17 protein-coding genes and 1 pseudogene are annotated in these 18542 nt (G+C 33.3%); all 18 read left to right on the forward strand.

Features of this window, described 5'->3' with window-relative positions; translation table 11 throughout:
• Positions 1–21 precede the first annotated feature (21 nt).
• On the forward strand, positions 22–768 hold the full coding sequence (locus JM83_RS15980) for a class I SAM-dependent methyltransferase (RefSeq protein ID WP_186435023.1): 747 nt from the start codon (positions 22–24) through the stop codon (positions 766–768).
• Between the two features lie 162 nt (positions 769–930).
• Entirely contained in the window at positions 931–1158 is a 228-nt protein-coding gene (locus JM83_RS15985; protein ID WP_409994709.1) for an ATP-binding cassette domain-containing protein, read from the forward strand.
• Between the two features lie 516 nt (positions 1159–1674).
• Positions 1675–2685, forward strand: coding sequence for an NAD-dependent epimerase (locus tag JM83_RS15990; RefSeq protein WP_144963113.1), 1011 nt, complete (start codon positions 1675–1677; stop codon positions 2683–2685).
• A gap of 9 nt (positions 2686–2694) precedes the next feature.
• A complete protein-coding gene (gene rfbB / locus JM83_RS15995; protein WP_186435024.1) occupies positions 2695–3735 on the forward strand; it encodes a dTDP-glucose 4,6-dehydratase in 1041 nt (346 codons plus the stop codon).
• A 258-nt stretch (positions 3736–3993) separates the two neighbouring features.
• Positions 3994–4335, forward strand: a complete 342-nt coding sequence (locus tag JM83_RS16000; protein WP_144963115.1) for a phosphomannose isomerase type II C-terminal cupin domain — start codon at positions 3994–3996, stop codon at positions 4333–4335.
• 3 nt (positions 4336–4338) lie between these two features.
• The gene (gmd, locus tag JM83_RS16005; protein WP_144963116.1) at positions 4339–5451 is read left to right on the forward strand and encodes a GDP-mannose 4,6-dehydratase; all 1113 of its coding nucleotides are present in this window, start codon (positions 4339–4341) and stop codon (positions 5449–5451) included.
• A 53-nt stretch (positions 5452–5504) separates the two neighbouring features.
• On the forward strand, positions 5505–6452 hold the full coding sequence (locus JM83_RS16010; protein ID WP_144963117.1) for a GDP-L-fucose synthase family protein: 948 nt from the start codon (positions 5505–5507) through the stop codon (positions 6450–6452).
• A gap of 5 nt (positions 6453–6457) precedes the next feature.
• Positions 6458–6835, forward strand: a pseudogene (locus tag JM83_RS16015) (sugar nucleotidyltransferase); the annotation flags it as partial.
• Between the two features lie 682 nt (positions 6836–7517).
• The gene (gene pseB, locus JM83_RS16025) at positions 7518–8534 is read left to right on the forward strand and encodes a UDP-N-acetylglucosamine 4,6-dehydratase (inverting) (protein ID WP_144963118.1); all 1017 of its coding nucleotides are present in this window, start codon (positions 7518–7520) and stop codon (positions 8532–8534) included.
• A gap of 3 nt (positions 8535–8537) precedes the next feature.
• Positions 8538–9782, forward strand: coding sequence for a UDP-4-amino-4,6-dideoxy-N-acetyl-beta-L-altrosamine transaminase (gene pseC / locus JM83_RS16030; protein ID WP_144963119.1), 1245 nt, complete (start codon positions 8538–8540; stop codon positions 9780–9782).
• Entirely contained in the window at positions 9772–10605 is an 834-nt protein-coding gene (locus JM83_RS16035; protein WP_144963120.1) for an aldo/keto reductase, read from the forward strand. The genes pseC and JM83_RS16035 overlap by 11 nt, the downstream gene beginning before the upstream one ends.
• A gap of 7 nt (positions 10606–10612) precedes the next feature.
• Positions 10613–11395: an SDR family oxidoreductase gene (locus JM83_RS16040; RefSeq protein WP_144963121.1), complete on the forward strand. Its 783-nt coding sequence runs from the start codon at positions 10613–10615 to the stop codon at positions 11393–11395.
• A 9-nt stretch (positions 11396–11404) separates the two neighbouring features.
• Complete coding sequence (locus tag JM83_RS16045; protein ID WP_144963122.1) at positions 11405–13183, forward strand: cytidylyltransferase domain-containing protein; 1779 nt, start codon at positions 11405–11407, stop codon at positions 13181–13183.
• Positions 13155–13637, forward strand: a complete 483-nt coding sequence (locus JM83_RS16050; RefSeq protein ID WP_144963123.1) for a YhcH/YjgK/YiaL family protein — start codon at positions 13155–13157, stop codon at positions 13635–13637. The genes JM83_RS16045 and JM83_RS16050 overlap by 29 nt, the downstream gene beginning before the upstream one ends.
• Before the next feature lie 3 nt (positions 13638–13640).
• On the forward strand, positions 13641–14645 hold the full coding sequence (locus JM83_RS19215) for a GNAT family N-acetyltransferase (RefSeq protein ID WP_186435025.1): 1005 nt from the start codon (positions 13641–13643) through the stop codon (positions 14643–14645).
• Positions 14642–15667, forward strand: coding sequence for a pseudaminic acid synthase (gene pseI / locus JM83_RS16060; RefSeq protein WP_144963124.1), 1026 nt, complete (start codon positions 14642–14644; stop codon positions 15665–15667). Before JM83_RS19215 ends, pseI begins: the two co-directional genes overlap by 4 nt.
• Positions 15668–15693: 26 nt before the next feature.
• Complete coding sequence (locus tag JM83_RS16065) at positions 15694–16809, forward strand: hypothetical protein (protein ID WP_144963125.1); 1116 nt, start codon at positions 15694–15696, stop codon at positions 16807–16809.
• Between the two features lie 269 nt (positions 16810–17078).
• Positions 17079–18521, forward strand: a complete 1443-nt coding sequence (locus tag JM83_RS16070) for a lipopolysaccharide biosynthesis protein (protein ID WP_144963126.1) — start codon at positions 17079–17081, stop codon at positions 18519–18521.
• Positions 18522–18542 lie beyond the last annotated feature (21 nt).

Raw genomic sequence — 18542 nt, forward strand, 5'->3', positions numbered from 1 at the left:
GACTAAATAAAAAATAAAATTTTGAATAAAAAATTTAAAATACAGGAACTGGAGTACCACTTTCCCTATCATCATTTACCTCATTTAGATAACCAGGACAATGTAGTGAATTACCGTAGCCTTGCCTGGGGTTATAAATATTTCTGCTATTTATTGCATTGTAAAAAAATCATAGAATCCTTAAGAGCAAATTCGGTGTTGGATGTAGGCTGTGGGGAAGGTCGGTTTTTAGGTTTATTAGGTAAGGAGGTACCTAAAAAAATAGGGGTAGATCTTTCTAAGCGGGCCATAGGCTTTGCAAAGGCTTTCCATCCGGAGATTGAGTTCTTTCCTAAAGATGCTTCCGAAATTGAAGAAAAGTTTGATATAGTCACCGCAATTGAGGTTTTAGAGCATATTCCGGATGAAGAAGTAAGCGATTTTTTCACTAAACTTGCCGCAAGGACAAACGAACAGGGCAAAATACTAATAAGTGTTCCAAGCACGGTAAAACCGGTTTCTGCAAAGCACTATAGACATTATAACCAGGAATTGTTTGAAAATCAGCTTCAGGCGGCGAACATCCCCTTCGAAATTGAAAAAGTGGAATACGTATATAGGGAACCTAAATGGTTAAAGTTCTATATAAAACTCACCAATAATAAATTTGGGTCACTTCAGGTTAAATATTTCAATAATTTAATATGGAAATATATTCAGAAAAATCTTTGTATTAGTGATGTTGAACATGGCGAAGAGTTAATAGTTTTGCTAAAGAGGCAGCAATAGCTGAATTAAAATCTAGCCTGGAATTGCTAGTTGGTTACATTAATTAGGATTCCATCATTTTTAATGATACTATTTTAATAATGTGCGCTTTCGGGCGAAACTTTCAGAGAAAAACAAAACGAGTTTCAGGAAGCAATAAAGAAGGTAGCTGTAACAGAATTTATTCAAAATTTGCCCTTATTTGAGCATACCATGTTGAAAAATAATGGAATTAATTTAAGTGGAGGGCAAAAACAGCATATTTCCATAGCCCGTGAGCTGCATAAAGATGTGGAAATATTGATTTTAGACGAGGCTACTTCCCCATTGGGTTGTGAGACGGAGAAGGCCATACAATTGAGTATTGAGCAACTTATAGGAAATTACACTCTTATTAATAATTACCCATAAAATTGCCACTATAAAAAATGCAGATAGAATCGTTATAATCAAAGGCAGTAAAATTTTAGACCTTATTAGATATGAAAATTTAATTTCCGAATCTCCATATTTCAGGAAATTGGGGGAATTGCAGGGAGCGTAAAATATGAAAGAATCGGTTGATTGGAGAAATAGAGTTATCCATATTATCGAAAAAGACTGTTATATAAAAGCTAAAGTATGTTTTGTTAAAGGAGAACTGCCTTTAAAAAGTTAAGTTTGCACAAAAAATTTCCTGCGGGAGAAATTAAAATTTAAAAATAATTTGGCTAAAGCTTATTTACATCTTTCAGGAAGCGTATAAAAATGATCACGCTGTGGCATTTTTAAGTGTATGGGAGCGATTGAAGATCTGGAAAAGAAAGTAGTTTATGAGGATATGCTGTAATAGGCATTTTTATTTGAGGATAGGTGATTATTGGATAAAGCTGATTTTAAAAAAATTGGGTCTTAGTTTTTTATGATTGGAAGTTAATTGGATTAATTATGAAAAATATTTTAGTTACAGGAGTAGCTGGTTTTATTGGCTTTCATTTGGCGGAGAAACTTTTAAAAGAAGGTTTTAATGTTGTTGGTATTGATAATATCAATAATTACTATGACGTAAATCTGAAATACGACAGGTTGAAGGAATTGGGAATTGAGAGATCCGGGGCAGAAATTTTTAATAAGCCTGTTTCCAGTAATAAATATGACCATCTTAAGTTTATAAGACTTAATTTGGAGGATAGGGAAAACCTTCCGGAGATTTTCAAGGAATACAATTTCGAAATTGTTTGTAACCTCGCTGCGCAAGCAGGTGTGCGCTATAGTATTGAAAATCCTGAAGCGTATATAGACAGCAATGTTGTAGGTTATCTTAATCTTCTGGAATGTTGCAGGCATCATAATGTCAAACATTTAATTTACGCGAGCAGTTCTAGCGTTTATGGACTAAATACAAAAGTTCCTTTTTCCACTGAAGACAATGTAGATCATCCTATAAGCCTATATGCCGCAACTAAAAAGAGCAATGAATTAATGGCTTATACCTACAGCCATTTATATGGATTTAAAACAACAGGTTTAAGATTTTTCACTGTTTACGGACCGTGGGGGAGACCTGATATGGCTATGTTTTTATTTACCGATGCCATAATAAAAGAAAATCCCGTTAAGGTATTTAACCAAGGAAATCTTGAGCGTGACTTTACTTATATTGATGATATCATAGATGGTGTTGTCAAGGTGATAAACCAAGAGAATGAGGGAGAAAAATATTCTTTATATAATATAGGCAATAGCAAACCTGTAAAACTTTTGGATTTTATCGAAGAAATTGAAAAACAATTGGGTATCGAAGCTAAAAAAGAAATGTTTCCAATGCAAGCTGGTGATGTAAACCGGACCTGGGCAGATGTAGACTCATTAAAGCAGGTTTTTGATTATAATCCAAAAACTAATGTTAGTGAAGGCGTGAATAAATTCATTGTTTGGTACAAACAATATTACAAATAATAATTAATCATGAAGATTTTAATTACTGGAGGTGCAGGTTTTATTGGTTCTCATGTAGTGAGGTTGTTTGTGAATAAATATCCGGAATACGAGATATTTAATTTGGATGCATTGACCTATGCCGGTAACCTGGAAAACTTGGTGGACATAGAAGATAGATCGAATTATCATTTTATAAAAGCGGATATAAATAATATCCTGGAAATTAATAGTTTATTCGAAAAATATAAGTTTGATAAAGTTATCCATTTAGCTGCAGAGTCTCATGTAGATCGTTCCATTAAAGATCCGTTGGCATTCGTAAAAACAAATGTAATTGGAACTATGAATTTATTGAATGCAGCGAAAGATCACTGGTCTAAAGATTATAAAAACAACTTGTTTTATCATATAAGTACAGATGAAGTATATGGAACTTTAGGAGAAACAGGATTATTTACTGAAAGTACCTCATATGATCCAAATTCTCCATACTCAGCTTCAAAGGCAAGTTCAGACCATTTTGTGAGAGCATACGGTGAAACTTATGATCTACCCTATATTATAACAAATTGTTCAAATAATTACGGGCCTAATCAATTTCCTGAAAAACTAATTCCACTTTTTATTAATAACATTATTGATAATATAAATTTACCTGTATATGGTGATGGAAAATATACTAGAGATTGGTTATATGTTATAGATCATGCAGTAGCAATAGATTTAGCTTTTCATAATGGTAAATTAAAAAGCACCTATAATATCGGTGGATTTAATGAATGGCAGAATATTGATTTAGTTAAATTACTATGTGATATAATGGATGTGAAATTAGGTCGAGATAAAGGTACATCTGAAAAATTGATAACATATATTAAGGATAGACCTGGCCATGATAAAAGATATGCAATAGATGCAACTAAAATAAATAAAGAATTAGGATGGAAACCATCTGTTACTTTTGAAGAAGGGTTAGAAAAAACAATAGATTGGTATTTAAATAATAAAAAATGGTTGGATAATGTAACTTCTGGGGACTATCAAAAGTATTATAATGAGCAATATTAATAATTGTTTAATTTTAAGTTCAGTCCAAATAGAGGCTGTTTAAAGCAACATTCTATACTTACTATACTTAATTTTGATAATAATTCATTAATGTTGAATAAATAATAGAAGGTCACAATTAGAATTCGTATGGTGATAAGCGATTGGCATAATTATTTAGATAATTTTTATGAAACTATTTTAAAATGAACGTTACTCATGATCGTTTTATTTATATTCAAGTTTTAGAAGAAAATACTTCAGTTAAAATAATTAAATATGGAACATGACATAAGACCATGGGGTCAATATTGGGTATTGGAAGAGGCCGATACCCACAAAGTGAAAAGAATAGAAGTAAATCCAGGAGGAAGGCTTTCCTATCAATATCATCATAAAAGGGCGGAAGTCTGGACAATCGTGCATGGAACAGGTAGAATTACAATAGATGGAGAAGTGAGAGATTATAAGGCAGGGGAAGTAGTAATTATTCCATTGGGTGCAAAACATAGAATTGAAAACCCATTTAAAGAACCTTTAGTATTTGTAGAAGTTCAGCACGGGACATATTTTGGAGAAGACGATATAGTAAGGATTGAGGACGATTATAATAGAAATTAGAGAATGAAAGTAGCATTAATAACCGGTGTTACCGGACAGGACGGCGCATATTTAAGTGAATTCCTTTTAAAAAAGGGATATATCGTACATGGTTTAAAAAGAAGGGCCTCTCAATTCAATACAGATAGAATAGATCATTTATACCAGGATCCTCATGAAGAAAACCAACGCTTTATTCTACACTATGGGGATATGACTGATAGCACAAATTTAATACGTCTTATACAGCAAATTCAGCCGGATGAGATTTATAATTTAGCAGCGATGAGCCATGTACATGTATCTTTCGAGATTCCTGAATATACAGGTAATGCAGATGGACTTGGGACTTTACGAATTTTAGATGCGGTTAGGATCTTAGGTTTGGAAAAGAAGACAAGGATTTATCAGGCTTCTACTTCCGAGCTTTATGGGAAAGTACAAGAAGTTCCGCAATCTGAAACTACCCCATTTTATCCAAGAAGTCCGTATGCAGTTGCAAAAATGTATGCTTATTGGATCACAGTGAATTATAGGGAAGCCTATAATATGTTTGCTTGCAATGGGATCTTGTTCAATCACGAATCTCCTATTAGAGGGGAAACATTTGTTACCCGAAAAATTACCAGAGCTACTTCCCGTATTGCATTGGGGTTACAGGATAAATTCTATTTAGGAAATTTAGATGCCCAACGTGACTGGGGTCATGCCAAGGATTATGTGAGAATGATGTGGATGATCCTTCAGGCTGAGGAAGCAGAGGATTGGGTAATTGCTACCGGAAAGACAACTCCTGTTAGAGATTTCGTGAGTATGAGTTTTGCAGAGGTTGGCATAGAGCTTAAGTTCGAAGGAGAAGGTGTTAACGAGAAAGCTTATGTAGTAACTTGTAGCAATCCTGAATTCCAATTGAAAGAAGGGAAAGAAGTTTTAGCGGTAGATCCAAAATATTTCAGACCAACAGAAGTGGAATTGCTTATTGGTAATGCATCAAAAGCAAACACAAAACTTGGATGGATTCCAGAATTTGATTTACAAGACTTGGTTAAAGACATGATGGAAAGCGATGTGAAATTAATGCAGAAAGAACAGCATTTGCAAGAAGGAGGATATAATATTTTAAATTATTTCGAGTAGTAGGCTCGCTTATTGGTCATTTTGAACTTGCTTCGGAATTTAAAACTATTGAAATGAATATAGATTCAAAAATATACATCGCCGGTCATCACGGAATGGTGGGTTCTGCAATCTGGAGAGCTTTGACTATTAAAGGATATTCTAATCTTTTGGGGAAGACCAGCAAAGAATTGGACCTTCGAGATCAAAAAGCAGTGTCCAACTTTTTTGAAAAAGAAAAACCTGAAGTGGTTATTGATGCTGCAGCACGGGTTGGAGGCATCCTTGCTAACAATGAATACCCATACCAGTTCTTAATGGAGAACTTACAAATTCAGAATAACTTAATAGATAATGCTCATAAAACTAAAGTAGAGAAATTCATCTTTTTAGGAAGTTCATGTATCTACCCAAGGCTTGCCCCACAACCACTTAAAGAAGATTATTTACTCACCGGAAGTTTAGAGCCGACCAATGAGTCCTATGCAATTGCTAAAATAGCCGGAGTTAAAGCCTGTGAAGCGATAAGAAAACAATTTGGGAAGGATTATGTGAGTTTAATGCCAACTAATTTATATGGAACCCATGATAATTTCGATTTAAAAACTTCGCACGTTTTACCTGCAATGATTAGAAAATTTCATGAAGCGAAAGTAAATAGTAAGTCCGTCGAACTATGGGGTAGCGGCAGTCCGATGCGGGAATTTTTACATGTAGACGACATGGCAGATGCCGTTGTTTTTGCAGTAGAGAATAAATTGCCCGAGCATCTATATAATATAGGAACAGGAAGAGATCTTTCTATTAAAGAATTGGCAGAGTTAATTCAAAAAGTTGTAGGTCATAAAGGAGAAATAGTATGGGATAGTTCAAAGCCAGATGGTACTCCACGTAAGTTAATGAATGTGGATAAAATGAGAAATGCCGGATGGGAGGCCAAAACTAGCCTAGAGATAGGTGTTAAAGCTACTTATAATTGGTTCTTGGAAAATAAATATAATTATAAACAAGTAAAAATTTAATAATTATGAAAGGTATAATATTAGCGGGAGGATCTGGAACCCGTTTATATCCAATAACAATTTCTGTTAGCAAACAATTGTTACCTGTTTATGACAAGCCAATGATCTATTACCCGCTTTCGGTATTAATGATTGCTGGAATTAGGGAAATATTAATCATCACGACCCCACATGATCAGGAGGCCTTTAAGAATTTACTGGGAGATGGTGCTCAAGTGGGTTGTAAATTTGAATATGCTGTACAACCTGAACCAAATGGTTTAGCGGAAGCTTTTGTTATAGGAGAGGAATTTATTGGGAAAGATAAAGTTGCTCTAATATTAGGTGACAATATATTTTATGGTAGTGGTTTTGGATCTTTAATTAGAACTAAAACAAATGTTTCCAATGCAAGCTGGTGATGTAAACCGGACTTGGGCAGATGTGGAATCTTTGATTAAAGATTATGATTATAGTCCCAGTACTTCAATAAGTAAAGGGATTAAAGAGTTCGTTGCGTGGTACAAACAGTATTATCATTAAATATTTAAAAAGAGAATAAATCCTACAATGTATAATTTAAAAAAAAATACAATTTTGGTAAAAAAAATAAGTAAAAAATACTTTGAGAGTTTGGCTTATTTTTATTCTCATTTGTGATACCACAATTTCATTGTGTTTGCGCTATGCCTTTTAATTGGAGTTTTGGATGGGTTGGGATTGACGATGTTTTTGTCTCAAATGGTGAGTGGCACCAGTTCGATAGATACGGAAAGTCTTAGGGGATTGATTTTTTTATTAGAAGGTATAGATGCTCTGGGAATTGAACTCAATTTATTTTTTTTTACTCATTATGGAGATGTTTTTTCTATGTTAAATAAATTAATCATTATGCTGTGGGGGTGAATAAAGTGAATGTCTAAGAACATTTTATAAGAGGCTCCTTATAAAAAACTTAGACAAAATTTTTGTCATGAAAAGCGACGAAATGTTCAGTATGAGAAGCTTCTTTAAAATGATGTAGAAACTGGAATAAATTAAAAATTTAAACTAATTACAAGAAATTTAAACAAATGATTGACAGCTATGTTAGACTTAAAAGATAAATCTATTCTCATAACCGGAGGAACCGGTTCTCTCGGAAGAGCTTTAACAGCTCATATTTTAAAAAAATACCCAGATGTAAAAAAACTAATTATTTTTTCTCGCGACGAACAAAAGCAGTTCGAGATGGCTCAGGATTATCCCACGTCAGAATATCCACAACTTCGTTTTTTCATCGGGGATGTTAGGGATGAAGCCAGAGTAAAAAGAGCTTTAAAAGGCATAGATTATGTTATTCATGCTGCCGCCATGAAGCATGTCCCTATTGCTGAGTACAATCCTATGGAATGTGTAAAAACCAATATCATGGGTGCAGAAAATATTATTAATGCTTGTTTAGAAACAGAAGTTTCTCGCGTTGTAGCACTTTCTACTGATAAGGCTGCCGCTCCTATTAATTTATATGGCGCCACCAAACTAGCTTCCGATAAATTATTTGTTGCAGCAAACAATATTACAGGTTGGAACCCTATAAAGTTCTCTGTAGTAAGATATGGTAATGTTATGGGTTCGAATGGTTCCGTAATTCCGTTTTTCTTGAAAAAGAAGAGTGGGGGAGTTTTGCCAATAACAGACCCAACAATGACCCGTTTTAATATCTCATTACAGGGAGGTGTAGATATGGTAATGCATGCCTTAGAACACGCATGGGGTGGTGAGATATTTGTTCCAAAAATTCCTTCTTACAAAATTACTGATGTAGCTGAAGCAATTGGACCTAAATGCGAAAAGCCTGTTATTGGAATTCGTCCAGGTGAAAAGATTCATGAAGAAATGATTACCGCATCGGATTCTTATTACACCTACGATTTAGGTAAATATTATACCATCCTTCCTTCAACCCATAAATGGAAATTAGAGGAATTTATTAATAATTTTAATGCTGAGAAGGTAAAACCTGGTTTTCAGTATAATTCTGCTGAAAATGAAGAATGGGAGTCGATAGAAGGCCTCAGAGATTTAATAAAAGAACATGTAGATTCAACCTTTGAAGTATAATTTATGAACAATTCAATTCCCTACGGTCGACAAAATATTACAGAAGAAGATATTGAGGCAGTAGTAAGCACTCTAAAATCTGATTACCTAACGCAGGGTCCTAAAATTGCAAATTTTGAAGAAGCTTTTGCAAATTATGTAGGTAGTAAATATGCGGTGGCGATTTCTAATGGGACTGCTGCGTTGCATCTATGTGCCATGGCTTTAAATGTTCAGCAAGGAGATAAGGTGATCACTACTCCTATTACTTTTGCGGCATCTGCGAATTGTGTAAGGTACTGTGGTGGGGAAGTTGTTTTTGCAGATATTGATCCTAAAACCTATTTACTGGATATTGATAAAGTAAAAGAACTTCTAAAAGCATCTCCTAAAGGCACCTATAAAGGAATAATTCCTGTAGATTTTGCTGGCAGGGCGGTTGATCTTGAAGCTTTTAGAAAACTTGCTAATGAATATGGTTTATGGATAATTGAAGATTCCTGTCACGCACCCGGTGGATATTTTATGGATAGCGATTCAAATAAACAGCACTGTGGGAATGGGAATTTTGCAGATTTGGCAATATTTTCATTTCATCCAGTAAAACATATCGCCTGTGGTGAAGGTGGAATGATCACTACCAATGATGAGGAATTATATGAAAAGCTTCTCCAATTAAGGACCCACGGAATTACCAAAAATGAAGATCAATATAAAAACTCAATAGAATTCGCCATTGGCTCGCCCGTCATGTCGAGCGGAGTCGAGACATCGGACGGATCCCGGATTCCGAATCCCGAATCCCATGATTATCCAAACTGGTACATGGAAATGCAGGATTTAGGATATAATTACCGCTTAACCGATTTTCAGGCGGCCTTGGGTATTAGCCAGTTAAAAAGAGCAGATAAAGGTTTGGCTAAAAGAAGAGAAATTGCAGCCACCTATCTTGAGGCTTTTCAAGGTAAAGAATTTATCAAAGGTCAATCCAGAGTTGTAGAAGGCCATGCGTATCATTTATACGTACTTGAAGTAGATAACAGATTAGGCTTGTATAATTATTTACGTGAAAATAATATATACGCACAAATTCATTATATCCCTTGTCATTTAATGCCTTATTACAGAAATTTTGGTTGGAAGGAAGAGGATATGCCGAATGCAGAAAAGTATTATCAGCATTGTATTAGTTTACCAATGTATCCCACGCTTACTAATGAGGAGCAAATATTTGTTATTAAAAAGGTGAACCAGTTTTATGATAAATAGGCAAAAAATAGGTCTTGGCACTGTTCAATTTGGATTAGCTTATGGAATAGCCAATGTTAATGGCCAAACTAAGGTTAGAGAAGTTACTGAGATTCTAGCTTTGGCAAAAAAATATGGAATAAAGATATTAGATTCCGCTTCTGCTTATGGAAATGCTGAGGAAGTAATAGGAAATAACACTTTAAATGATTTCAAAATTGTTTCCAAATTTATAGCTCCAAAAAATCAGGCTGTAAATGTACAATTGGAAAATAGTCTGAAAAACTTGGGTGTAAAACAATTGTATGGATACTTGGCTCATAGACCCATGGAATTGTTAGAGTATCCAACTCAATGGAAAGAATTGCTTGAATTTAAAGAACATGGTAAAGTACAAAAAATAGGTTTTTCATTAAATGAGCCAGAAGAGCTGGAGAAATTATTGAAAAAAAATTATATACCAGATCTCGTTCAAGTTCCGTTCAATTATTTTGATAATAGATTTGAAGAATCATTAGTATATTTGAAAAGCATTGGATGCGAGATTCATACAAGATCATCCTTTTTACAGGGATTGTTTTTTATGAAACCAGAGCTATTATCATCTTATTTTAGCGAGATAAAAGAAAATCTTAGGGAATTACAATTACTGCAAGAAGATCTTTCGGTTTCGTTACTTCGTTTTGTACTGGATAAAAGTTATATAGATAAAGTAATTATTGGAGTTGAGAATTCTAAACAATTGAAGCAAAATATAGAAGGTTTAAAAAATGCCAAGGAATTACCCATTTTAAATAAGGATATTTCCAGGCAAATTCTTAATCCTTCGTTATGGAAAAAATAAATCATATATGATCTACAATTTCGATCTTGGTGAAAAAACAATATTGGTTACTGGAGGGTATGGATATCTAGGCAAGGCTATTGCAGAAAGTTTGTTGTTCCATAATGCTAAGGTAATTGTGTTGGGAAGGAGTATAGAGAAATTTAAAAACGCTTTTAAGGAGAATGAATTTCTTAATAGCACCCTCTTATTTCAAAATTGTGACATTTCAAAAACAGAGAGTATTAAGAGTGCTTTTCTTGAAATTTCAAAAAATCATTCCATCTCGGTATTAGTTAATAATGCTTTTTATTCTTCAGGGCAATCTCCGGAAAAAATGGAAGACAAAGATTGGGAAAATGGAATTGACGGTTCTTTAAATTCTGTTTTTAGAGCAATTAGAGAAATAATCCCTTATTTTAAAAGTAGTACTGGTGGAAAAATTATAAACGTATCATCTATGTATGGAGTGGTAGCCCCAGATTTTTCGGTTTATGAAGATTCTCCTAACTTTTTAAATCCACCTCATTACGGTGCTGCGAAAGCTGGTGTAATTCAATTAACAAAATACTATGCCTCTTATTTAGGTAAATACAATGTGAATGTAAATACGGTAACTCCTGGTCCTTTTCCTTCAGAATCTGTACAACAAGATGAGCGTTTTGTTAAAGCACTTGCAGATAAAACTTGTTTAAATAGAATAGGAAAACCAAATGATTTAGGTGGTATTTTTACCTTCTTGTCTTCAGATGCCGCTAATTTTATCACCGGACAAAATATAGTAGTCGATGGTGGCTGGACCATCAAATAAATTAAAAATATGTCATATACCATTATAGAAGTCGCAAATACTCATGGAGGAAATGCAGAATACTTGAATACACTAATTGATTCCTTTTCTCAATACAATGAAAATATAGGTATCAAATTCCAACCCTTACACCCAGATAAATTAGCTACTACTGATTTTGTAGCTTATGAAATTTATAAAAAGTTACATTTTGAAAATGGACAGTGGAAATCTTTTATTGTTAATGCAAGCAGGACTAAAGATGTTTGGCTTGATTTGTTTGATGATTACGGAGTAGAGGTTTTAGAAGACAATATCCAATTGGTACATGGTATCAAACTTCAAGTATCGGTGTTGTTTAATTTTTCATTGGTAGAAAAGCTTTCAGGCTTAGATTTATCAAATCTGAAGCTAATTATCAACGTTGCTTCGTTGAATGAAGAAGAGATACGATATCATTATGATAAAATCAAAGCATCGTTGAACGTAAAAGAATTACTTATTGAAGTTGGTTTTCAAGCGTATCCGACAACTATCACTGATTCTGGACTTTCAAAGATACAGGTTGTTAAAGACCTCTTTAATTGTAAAATTGTTTTTGCTGACCACGTTGATGGAACTAACGAATTGGCGCTTTGGTTACCTGTTTTAGCTATTGCTTCAGGTGCCGATTGTATCGAAAAGCATGTGATGTTGAGTGATGATTTTAACACAGAATTCGACTTTTACTCGAGCATAACTCCTAAGAAATTTGACATCCTTATGGAAAGGGTTGCGCTTTACGACAGTTTGATGAAGGAACCTTTTATCAATAATAGAGAACAAATATATCTAACTAATTCTATTTTAAAACCTATATTAAAGAAGGATAAATATAATGGAAATGGAATTTCTCTAGTTAATGATCTTGAATATAAAAGATCCAACAAAAATGGCATAAATGCTATAGAAATTGAGAAATTATTAAATTCATATCATATTTTATCATCAGATATAAAGGCAGGGTCGACCTTAATGAAACATGATTTTAAGAAAGCTACCATAGCAGTTGTGATAGCTGCAAGATTGAAATCCTCGCGTTTAAAGGAGAAGGCTCTATTAAAGATAGGCTCTTTGACAACGATTGAAAAATGTATTAAAAATGCATGTGCCTTTGAAAATGTGAATAATGTAATACTAGCGACTTCAACTTTAGATAGTGATACCCCTTTAAAAAATTATACTTTCAGTGATAAGGTTATATTTCATAGAGGAGATCCTGATGATGTAATTGATAGGTATTTGCAAATTGTGCGTGATTTAAAAATTGATGTGATTATTAGAGTTACAGGAGATAACCCATTTATTGACAATAGTATATTACAAATTCTTCTTAATTCCCATTTTAAAACAGGAGCAGATTATACTACAGCAAAAGAGGCTGCTATTGGTACTAATTTAGAAATTATAAATTCTTCTGCATTGGAAGAGGTAAAATCCTATTTCCCTAATGCAGCCTATTCAGAGTATATGACTTGGTATTTTACCAATAATGAAAGTTATTTCAATCTGAACTTTGTAAACCTTCCCAATGAACTAATTAGACCTTATAGATTAACATTGGATTATGATTTAGATTTAGAAATGTTTCGTAAGATTCATGAACATTTGAGCGTAAATAATACCGATTATAATCTTAAGGATGTTTTTACTTTTTTGGATGCCAATAATGAAATAAGTTCTATAAATTCCCATATCAGCGCAAAATATAAAACTGACCAGTCATTGATTGACACTTTAAATGAAAAAACAAAAATCAAGACCTTGTAATATGATAACAGACAGAATAGAAAATATTGATAAATATACATTGTTGTTTTCAGGAGTATCTCGATTAATAAAAATATTGGAATCGAAGCAATTATCTGATATCAATAGTAAAGAATCTATAGATGGCATTGACCTGATTCCCATCTTTAGTGATTCTGTTTCAGCAATTTTTGACGAAAGTGTTTTAGAAGCCCACAAAATTTTTATGGATATTCACATTACCTTGGAAGGAACGGATATTATTGCGTATGCTGATTTAAAAAATGAAGCTACTATTTTTCAAGAATACGATGAAACCAATGATTATTTACTGGCAAAATCAGGTGAAATAAAAACACTAACAGTGCCGAAGGGTTATTTTTGTATAATCCCAAACACTTTTGCTCATATGGCTCTTTATAAGAATCATAGCAAAGTAAAAAAAATGGTAGTTAAAATGCCCGTTGATTTTTAAACGATGAATTATTATAAAGTCCTCAATAAACAAGTTTATACATTTGGAAAGTATTCTATAGTGCCACTTAGGACAGAAGATCGCTATGAGATTATGAAATGGCGCAATGAACAGATGTACCATTTAAGACAAAATGAACCTTTAACCAAAGAAAAACAAGATAGTTATTTTGATGTTGTAATTTCAAAACTCTTTGAGACAGATAAACCAGATCAAATTTTGTTTTCTTATTTAGAAGGAAAAAAATGTATTGGTTATGGTGGCTTGGTACATATCAACTGGGTAGATAAACATGCGGAGATTTCTTTTATAATGGATACTGAATTAGAAAAGGAATATTTTGATACCCATTGGAGTAATCTTTTAAATTTGATTGAACAAGTTGCGACAAAACTTAAATTACATAAGATTTTTACCTATGCCTATGACTTAAGACCTCATTTATATTCGGTATTGGAAAACAATAACTACAGGAGGGAAGCAGTTCTGAATGAGCATTGTTTTTTTGAAGATAAATATCTTGATGTAATTATCCACTCCAAAATGCTTAGAAACTGTATTTTAAGGAAGGCTACTAAGACCGATGTTGATATAACTTTTCGATGGGTGAATGACCCTGAAATAAGAAGCTTTTCGTATAATCAAAATAAAGTTTCCCAAAAAAATCATACTCAGTGGTTTTATTCAAAATTGCATGATACCAATTGTGAATATTATATATTGGAAAATCATGGCACAGCTACAGGTTCATTGCGTTTTGATTTTAATGATAGGAACGAGGCAAAAATAAGTTATTTGATAGATTCCAAATTTAAAGGGAAAGGCTTAGGTACAACAATTTTAAAGAAAGGTATAATCTCAATCAAAAATGATAGACCTGATATAAAAAGCGTTTTTGGCTATGTATTAGAGGGAAATAAAGCTTCAATTCGAATCTTCGAGAAGTTAAAATTTGACCTTATAGAGAGAAATGACTCGGAATTTAAATATGAAAAAGAAATAAAATGAAAATAGGAAATTATAATATAAATAATGATTCACCAGTATTTATTATCGCAGAATTATCTGCAAACCATAACGGGAGTTTAGAAACAGCATTAAAAACTGTAGAAGCAGCTAAAAGGGCAGGGGCAGATTGTATTAAGCTACAAACCTATACAGCTGATACTATAACAATAGATAGTGACAAAGAAGACTTTAAGATAAAAGGAACCATTTGGGAAGGGAAAAATTTATACAATTTATATCAAGAGGCCTATACGCCTTGGGAATGGCATAAGGAAATAATGGAAGCCGCTAAGAAAGAGGGTTTATTGTGTTTTTCATCTCCCTTTGATAAAACGGCGGTAGATTTTTTGGAAGGTTTAGACGTTCCAGCTTATAAAATAGCCTCTTTCGAAATTACCGATATTCCTTTAATAGAATATACTGCCTCAAAAGGGAAACCTATAATAATTTCTACAGGAATTGCCGAGAAAGAGGACATTGAACTGGCTTTAGACGCTTGTATAAGAATGGGGAATAAGGATATTGCATTGTTGAAATGTACCTCCTCGTATCCTGCACCCATAGAAGAAGCCAATATGGTCATGGTAAAGGACTTGGCAGATCGTTACGGAGTAATCTCCGGACTGTCGGACCATACTATGGGAAGTACCGTGCCTGTGGTTGCAACCTGTTTTGGGGCCAAGATTATTGAAAAACATTTTATTCTAGATAAATCTATTGGAGGTCCTGACGCTTCATTTTCTATGGATGAAAAAGAATTTACAGATATGGTAACAGCGGTTAGAGAGGCAGAAAAGGCCATGGGAAAAGTGGATTATTCCCTTACCGAAAAACAAAAAAAAGGGAGAGATTTTAGCCGATCACTTTATGTAGTAGAAGACATTAAAATGGGAGAAGTGATTACTAAAAAAAATGTAAGGAGTATTAGACCGGGCTTCGGGATGCATCCTAAGTATTTAAAAGACTTTCTGGGAGAAAAGGCAGATAAGAACTGGATAAAGGGTGATCGATTTACTAAATAATTTATTTACTTACTTGCAATGAATCTATGATAGATGAAAATTTTATAAGCACTGCATATAGCACAATGGAAAGAGGTTTTCCTGAAATCCGTAAAAGGAAAAGGCAAATGGCGGGTCGCTCTCTATTAAAAATTTTTCTACGAATATTTTTTGTTAAACCGGAAGAGACCCACGAGAAAATATTTTTGCTGCACCCCAAACCGGAAATTCAAAAAATATTTACAGATGCTATAAAACTGGATATAAATAATTCAGCATTTTTAAAGAAAGCCTTATTTTATCTTCAGCTTGGGTATATATCTCCAAATGATAGAATTCGTGTTTGGGCAGCAAAGAGGGGTTATAATTATTTGCAATACTATTTTAGGCCGTCAAATATTACAATCTTAAACTGTGGCCCTTCCATATTAAGTCCGTTTTTGGCAAAATTATGTGAAGATAAGAATGATGATAGTAAGTATTATATTATTCAACATGGTTTATATCAACTTAATAATATGCCTTATGAATTTGAATTCAGTATAAAGGCCAGCAGATCTGTTGTATGGAGTAGCCTGCTTGCCCAAAATTATATTGCTTTAGGGATTGCTTCTGAAAAAATTCATGTGCTGCCCACCTATTTATTCAGGGAAATAAAAGAGCTGAATAGATCTAATAAAGTTTTAATTATTGGTGAATCGTTAAATAAAATTAACACTGAATTTGATGTGGAATATCAGGAAAAATTACTGGAAGTTATAAATTATTTAAAGTTGAATTCAAAGTACAATGATTTTCATTTTAAAAAGCATCCACGTGCTTTATCATCTCCTGAATTAGATACTGCTTTAGAAAATAATTCTGTAAAACTCACGGATAAAATTAATTTAAACAATTACGGCTTGGTAATTGGTGCCATTTCCACTTTAATGATTGAAGCCATGGCTGAAGGCTGTCGCGTGTTACAAATTTCCCTGGAGAATTGTCAATCTTTAAACGTGGGGGATTATTCTTTACATACTAGCGCTGAGAATTTACAGGATATTAGAGAAGTAAGCAAAAAAATAGGCAGTTTGGACAATTTAGAATATAATTTTATAAACAGAGAATTTTTACGAGTGGATAATAATTTTGAAGATTACTATAAACAATTATTAGAGTAATAAATTTATTAAGGACATCCAATAATTGGGGATAGGATACTAAATGAGCCAGACGCCGTAGTGTTAGGGAAGATAAGGATTGGTAATGACGCATTAAGGTATCTCCAATTATTGTAAATATTTATTTGCAGCGTAAAGAAGTGGTATTGAGGAATTCTGCTAAAATTATAAGTGATTGGGAAAGTGCTGGTTCCTTGAAAAAGTTTCTTTTAAACCCTTCTTTCTAAAGTTAGATTTTTTTTTTCAGTTAATAAAACGATTATTCTTTTATGCCCAATTTAAAATCGCAGGCTGTATTCGGGTTAGTCTGGACATTTGCCCAGCAGTTTGGTACTCAACTAGTTAGTTTTATTGTCTCTATTTTTCTTGCACGACTTCTTTTGCCAGAGCAGTTTGGGCTTATTGGGATGATCGCTGTTTTTATACATGTAGGCGATGCTCTCCTAAAATCTGGTCTTACCCAATCCCTAATTAGAAATACAGATATTGAGCAGGATGATTATGCAACGGTGTTTTATTATAATCTTGGTGCAAGTATTATTCTCTATTTTGTTGCCTATTTTTCGGCACCTTTAATTGCTAATTTTTATGAGGAACCGGTTTTAACACCTTTGGTCCAGCTTTATTGTTTGGTTTTTATAATATCTGCTTTTACTGCTGTACAGCAAACACGGATGACCATCGAGATGGATTTTAAGAAACAAACCATCATTTCAATTCCATCTATTATTATTGGAGGTATAACTGGAATCGTTTTGGCTATTAATGGATTTGGAGTTTGGAGTTTAGTATGGAATCAATTGGTTACAGCAGTAATAAGAAGTATTCAGTTTTGGATCTATTCTGATTGGAAACCTACTTGGGAGTTTAATGTAAAAAAATTCAAAGTACATTTTAATTTTGGCTACAAGATTACACTTTCTACTCTTATCCAACGCATTTTTGCTAATTTGTATATTCTGGTAATCGGTAAATTTTTTAGCGCTGCCCAGGTAGGATTTTATACCAGAGCAGAAACAATGAAAAACCTTCCTGTAACTAATCTAACCATGGCTTTAGAAAAAGTTACCTTTCCGCTTTTTTCTAAAATTCAAAATGATACAGAGAAATTAAAAAGGGTGTATCGAAAAGTCATTATGATGGTGATATTTGTTATTGCCCCCTTTATGCTTTCACTTGGGGTTCTGGCTGAACCAATATTTCGGATTTTATTTACTGAGAAATGGTTGCCAGCAGTGCCATACTTTCAAATCTTATGTATTTCAGGTATTTTTTATCCTCTGCATATTTACAATTCCAATGTGTTTATGGTGAAAGGGCGAACTGATATCTTTTTACGGTTGACTATTGTTAAACAGGTGTTATTAGTTTTGGGTGTAATTGTGGGACTCCAATTTGGAGTCTTGGGTTTAATGTGGTCTCAAGTTGTAGTTTCAATTGTTTCGTTCTTTATTATTGGTCATTACACAAGTAAAATGATAAATTATTCTGCTTGGGCTCAGATTTTAGATATTTTGCCAATGTTGGGTGTTTCAATTTTTGTAGCCGCTTGCATGTATTTTTTAGACTTATATATCAACAAAGCTTCAGATATTGTCCGGATTTTAACTGGAGCATTAATGAGTATAGTCTTTTATTTAGGTTTAAGCTATTTATTTAATTTTAAAACTCTTATGGACTTCAAAGATTTAATTCCCGCGAAAAAGCGATAATATATAGCCAGGTATTTATCT

The organism is Gillisia sp. Hel_I_86, assembly GCF_007827275.1.
Lineage (GTDB): Bacteria > Bacteroidota > Bacteroidia > Flavobacteriales > Flavobacteriaceae > Gillisia.